This is a genomic window from Halochromatium sp. (assembly GCF_054919635.1).
The window spans coordinates 1-5,978 of the sequence record NZ_JBUDPI010000247.1; the positions used below are offsets into that span (position 1 = coordinate 1).

General features: G+C 61.5%; 4 protein-coding genes. All 4 read right to left on the reverse strand.

The annotated features are described in order from the left end of the window. Positions 1-115 precede the first annotated feature (115 nt). Positions 116-2,212, reverse strand: a complete 2,097-nt coding sequence (gene fusA, locus ACY693_RS13825) for an elongation factor G (protein ID WP_462322407.1) — start codon at positions 2,210-2,212, stop codon at positions 116-118. A 53-nt stretch (positions 2,213-2,265) separates the two neighbouring features. Continuing rightward, positions 2,266-2,736: a 30S ribosomal protein S7 gene (gene rpsG / locus ACY693_RS13830; protein WP_462322408.1), complete on the reverse strand. Its 471-nt coding sequence runs from the start codon at positions 2,734-2,736 to the stop codon at positions 2,266-2,268. 103 nt (positions 2,737-2,839) lie between these two features. Beyond that, positions 2,840-3,214, reverse strand: a complete 375-nt coding sequence (gene rpsL, locus ACY693_RS13835; RefSeq protein WP_200343980.1) for a 30S ribosomal protein S12 — start codon at positions 3,212-3,214, stop codon at positions 2,840-2,842. Positions 3,215-3,643: 429 nt separating this feature from the next. Continuing rightward, positions 3,644-5,978 (reverse strand): DNA-directed RNA polymerase subunit beta' (locus ACY693_RS13840; RefSeq protein ID WP_462322409.1); only part of this gene is annotated, 2,335 nt, incomplete at its 5' end.

A 5,978-nucleotide genomic window follows, 5' to 3' on the forward strand; every position in this document is an offset into this window, starting at 1 on the left:
CCAATCGTGCCAACATTGACGTGCGCCTTCTTTCTCTCAAACTTTTCTTTGGACATGCCCGTATCCCCTCAGAGATCCACTGCAATCGTTAGCGAGGGCCGATCTGCGATCGACACTATCGTTTCTTGGCGACGGTCTCGGCGATGCTCGCCGGGACCTCGTTGTACTTGGCGAACTCCATGCTGTAGCTCGCGCGCCCCTGGGTGGCTGAGCGCAAGTCGGTGGCATAGCCGAACATCGACGACAACGGCACCTCCGCCCGGATGATCTTCCCGGACGGGGTATCCTCCATCCCTTGAATCATGCCGCGGCGGCTGTTCAGGTCGCCCATGACATCGCCCATGTTCTCCTCGGGCGTGACCACCTCGACCTTCATGATCGGCTCGAGCAGGACCGGCTTGGCCTTGGCCGCACCTTCCTTAAACGCCATTGAGCCCGCGATCTTGAAGGCCATCTCGCTCGAGTCGACCTCGTGATAGGAGCCATCGTAGAGCGTCGCCTTGACGTCAACGACCGGGAAGCCGGCGATCACGCCATTGGTCATCGCCTCCTGGATGCCCTTATCAACAGCCGGGATGTACTCCTTCGGCACCGCGCCACCGACGATCTCGTTGACGAATTCGTAGCCTGTGCCCGGCTCTTGCGGCTCGAGGCGAATGTAGACGTGACCATACTGACCACGACCACCAGACTGGCGCGCGAACTTCGTCTCCTGCTCGATCTTTGAGCGCAGGGTCTCCCGATAGCTGACCTGCGGGGCACCGACGTTGGCCACGACGTTGAACTCGCGCCGCATGCGGTCGACGATGATCTCCAGATGTAGCTCGCCCATACCGGAGATGATGGTCTGCCCCGACTCCTCGTCCGAGCGCACCCGGAACGACGGGTCTTCCTGCGCCAGCTTCTGCAGCGCCACACCCATCTTCTCTTGGTCGCTCTTGGTCTTTGGCTCGACCGCGACCGAGATCACGGGCTCAGGAAACTCCATCCGCTCGAGCGTGATCGGCTTATCCATCGCGCAGAGGGTGTCACCGGTGGTCACATCCTTGAGCCCGACAGCCGCAGCGATATCACCCGCCCGGACCTCTTTGATCTCCTTACGATCGTTCGAGTGCATCTGCAGGATACGTCCAACACGCTCCTTCTTACTCTTGACCGGGTTGAGCACGCTGTCACCAGCACTCAATACGCCCGAGTAGACGCGGAAGAAGGTCAAGGTGCCGACGTACGGATCGGTCGCGATCTTGAACGCCAAGGCTGAAAAGGGCGCATCATCCTTCGACGGACGCTCCTCGACAGTCTCCGCCGCATCATCGAGCACGCCCTTGATCGCTGGGACCTCAGGAGGCGAGGGCAGGTACATGACGACCGCGTCGAGCATCGCCTGCACACCCTTGTTCTTGAACGCGGAGCCGCAGAGCATAGGCACGATCTCGTTATTGATCGTGCGCTGACGGATACCAGCGCGAATCTCCTCCTCCGTGAGCTCGCCATCCTCGAGATACTTCTCCATAGTCTCTTCGGTGGCTTCGGCAGCGGCCTCGACCAGCTTTTCACGCCACTCCGCGCAGGCATCAGCCATATCAGCCGGCACGTCGCGCGCATCATAGGTCAGTCCCTTGTCTTCCTCGTTCCAATAGATGGCCTTCATCCGCACCAGGTCGACGATGCCGGCAAAGTCTTCTTCGGCGCCGATTGGCAGCTGCAAAGGGATCGCCACTGCGCCAAGTCGGTCTTGGACCTGGCCGACGACGCGCAGGAAGTTCGCGCCCATGCGATCCATCTTGTTCACGAAGGCGATACGCGGAACGCCATACTTATCAGCTTGCCGCCAGACGGTCTCAGACTGTGGCTCAACACCACCGACGGCACAGAACACAGTGCAGGCGCCGTCGAGGACCCGCAGCGAACGCTCAACCTCAATGGTGAAATCGACGTGCCCGGGGGTATCGATGATGTTGATGCGGTGCTCGGGGAACTGCTGGTCCATTCCCTTCCAGAAACAGGTCGTTGCCGCCGAGGTAATGGTGATTCCGCGCTCTTGCTCCTGCTCCATCCAGTCCATAGTCGCAGCGCCGTCATGCACCTCGCCGATCTTATGCGACAGGCCGGTGTAGAACAGGATGCGCTCGGTCGTCGTCGTCTTGCCGGCATCGATGTGCGCCATGATGCCGAGGTTTCGGTACCGATCGATGGGGGTGCTACGTGCCACGACTGCGTTGCCTATTGCCTGGGGTGAAATCGGATGCTGCGAGCGCGCTTGCGCTACCAGCGATAATGCGAGAACGCCTTGTTGGCTTCCGCCATGCGATGCGTGTCTTCCTTCTTCTTCACTGCGGTGCCACGAGCGTCAGCTGCATCCATCAGCTCACCGGCCAATCGCAGCGCCATCGACTTTTCGGAGCGCTTGCGCGATGCATCGATCAGCCAGCGCATCGCCAGCGTATTGCGCCGGGAGGGCCGCACCTCGACCGGAACCTGATAGGTCGCGCCGCCCACACGGCGGGACTTGACCTCGACGACCGGGCGGACGTTCTCCATCGCCTGGTCGAGCAGCTCGAGCGGCTCGGCACCCTTCTTCTCGACCACACGATCCAGAGCGCCGTAGATGATGCGCTCAGCCACGGCCTTCTTGCCGTCTTCCATCAGCAGATTGATGAATTTGGTGAGCAGCTCACTGCCATGCTTGGGGTCTGGCAGGATCTGACGACGACCAACGATGCGTCTTCTCGGCATTGCTTTTCAGGCTCCGACTACCTACTAAGGGAATATCTGCGCTCGACCGGCCTTGTGATGGCATCGACCGGTCGTGGCGATAAGGCGATGACGAACCAGCGGGCTAGCTCTTCGGGCGCTTGGCGCCGTACTTGGAGCGACCCTGGCGGCGCTTCTCGACACCAGAGGCGTCCAAGGTGCCACGCACGGTGTGGTAGCGAACACCAGGGAGGTCCTTGACGCGACCGCCGCGGATCAGCACCACCGAGTGCTCTTGCAGGTTATGCCCCTCACCACCGATATAGGACGCAACCTCGAAACCGTTTGTCAGCCGCACGCGCGCAACCTTTCGCAGCGCGGAGTTCGGCTTCTTAGGCGTTGTGGTGTAGACACGGGTGCAGACACCGCGCTTCTGAGGACAGGCCTCGAGCGCTGGCACTGTACTCTTTGCCACACGGCGCTTACGCGGATTGCGCACCAACTGGTTGACTGTCGCCATGACTGACTCCGACGGCTTGGATGCAATGTCTATGCACTAAAAGTCCGAGCCCGCAGCCCTTGGCCGGCGACGCCCGATCTTGGAATTCAGGTTGAGGGCATCGCCGATGTTCTTACGCAGAACAACCGGATACCGCGCCCTACTCACGCAAGGCAGTGATGCAACGCACAGGACGCGCCGCAGCCAACCTAATCACCCAGGGAATACCTAGGTGAGTCACTCGCCAGCGAACAGCGAGAACGCAGATAGACGGCGGATGAGTCGACGAGAAGGGCGTGCCGCAGCGACCATGCCACTCAAACAGCAAGCCGGCAAATAGATGCCGGCGAGCTAAGACGAGAAGTATATTCAGCAGGATAGGCCCTGTCAACGGTCCATTGCAGATCGATGACAGGGCGCCGCAACGGCGGCTCCCTGAGAGCGGCGGCTCTATTCCGCCTCGGACTCCTGCGTGTTCAGCGCCTGTTTCAGCGCCGCGGTCAGCTCTTCGTTCGCCAGCTCCATTCGTTCTGCCGCATCTCCAGGACCCTCGGCCTGACGACGCCGCCGACGCTCGTTGTGATGGGCCAGTCCAGTGCCGGCAGGGATGAGGCGACCGACGATCACGTTCTCCTTCAGGCCATTGAGCCCGTCAATTGAGCCACGCACAGCCGCCTCGGTCAGCACTCGAGTGGTTTCTTGGAACGAGGCCGCCGAGATGAACGACTCGGTTGCCAGCGACGCCTTGGTGATGCCAAGCAACAGCGGCTCATAGAGCGCCGGATGCTTGTCGTCGGCCTTCACCCGCTCGTTCTCGGCCAACACGGTCGCATGATCGACCTGCTCGCCGCGCAATAGATTGGTATCGCCGGCATTGGTGACCTCGACCTTGCGCAGCATCTGGCGAACGATCACCTCAATATGCTTGTCGTTGATCTTCACGCCCTGCAGCCGATAGACGTCCTGGATCTCCTTGACCAGATACTCGGCCAGCGCAGTCACACCCTTCAAGCGCAGGATATCGTGCGAGCTGAGCTCGCCTTCGGAGATGATCTCGCCACGCTCAACGCGCTCGCCCTCGAACACGCTGACGTGACGCCACTTCGGGATCAGCTCTTCAATCGCTTCACCATCATCGGTCGTGATCACCAGCCGCTGCTTGCCCTTGGTCTCCTTACCGAAGCTAACCGTACCCGTCGCTTGCGCCAACAGCGCCGGGTCCTTCGGCTTGCGCGCTTCGAAGAGATCGGCAACCCGTGGCAGACCACCGGTGATGTCGCGGGTCTTCGAGGACTCCTGCGGGATACGGGCCAGGATGTCACCAACGCCAACCTCAGCGCCATCGGAGACGGTGACGATCGCCTCAGACGGCAGATAATAACGAGCCGGTAGATCGGTACCAGCGATGTTCAGCTCCTCACCATCGGCATCGAGCAGCTTCACCATGGGACGCAGGTCCTTACCCGCAGCCGGGCGCTGTTTCGGGTCCATGACCTCGAGCGACGCCAGACCGGTGACGTCATCGGTCTTGCTCTGTACCGTGACACCGTCGATGAAGTCCTCAAAGCGCAGGATGCCTGCCACCTCGGTGACCACCGGATGGGTATGCGGGTCCCAGGTCGCGACGATGGCCCCAGCCTCAACCTGATCGCCATCGTTGATCGCCACGGTAGCACCGTAAGGGATCTTATAGCGCTCCTTCTCCAGGCCCTTCTCATCACTGACCGTGAGCTCGCCGGAGCGCGAGACCGCGACCAGGTTACCGCTGTGGTGACGAACGGTCTTGATGTTATGCAGCTTGATGGTGCCGGAGCCCTTGACCTGGACGTTACTGACCGCCGCCGCCCGTGACGCCGCACCACCGATGTGGAAGGTGCGCATGGTCAGCTGAGTGCCCGGCTCGCCGATCGATTGGGCGGCGATGACGCCGACGGCCTCACCCATGTTGACACGATGGCCACGGGCCAGATCACGTCCGTAGCACTGGGCGCAAACGCCCAAGCGCGACTCACAGGTGATCGGCGAGCGCACCAGCACCTGATCGATACCTTCAAGCTCGAGCTGCTTGACCCAGCCCTCATCGAGCAGGGTGCCAGATTCACAGACGATGTCGTCGGTGCCCGGACGATAGAGGTCCTCGGCACTGACCCGGCCAAGGATGCGCTCGCGCAGTGGCTCGACCACGTCGCCACCCTCGATGATCGGTGTCATCAACAGGCCATGCTCGGTGCCGCAATCCTCTTCAAGCACCACCATGTCTTGGGCCACATCGACCAGGCGCCGCGTCAGATAGCCGGAGTTCGCGGTCTTCAGCGCGGTGTCCGCAAGACCCTTGCGGGCGCCGTGGGTCGAGATGAAGTACTGGATGACGTTCAGACCCTCGCGGAAGTTGGCGGTGATCGGCGTCTCGATGATCGAACCATCCGGCTTGGCCATCAGTCCACGCATGCCGGCGAGCTGGCGGATCTGCGCCGCCGAGCCACGTGCGCCGGAGTCGGCCATCATGTAGATCGAGTTGAACGAGTCCTGCTCGACCTCGTTGCCATCGCGATCGGTGACCTGGTCCTTGCCCAGCTTGCGCATCATCGACTTGGCGACCTGATCGTTGGTGCGCGACCAGATATCGACGACCTTGTTATAGCGCTCGCCATTGGTGACCAAACCCTGGGTGTATTGGTCCTCGATCTCCTTGACCTCGTCCTCAGCGGCGCCGATGATGCGCGCCTTCTCGTCCGGCACCTCCATGTCCTCGAGGCCAATCGAGACCCCGGCCCGGGTCGCCATG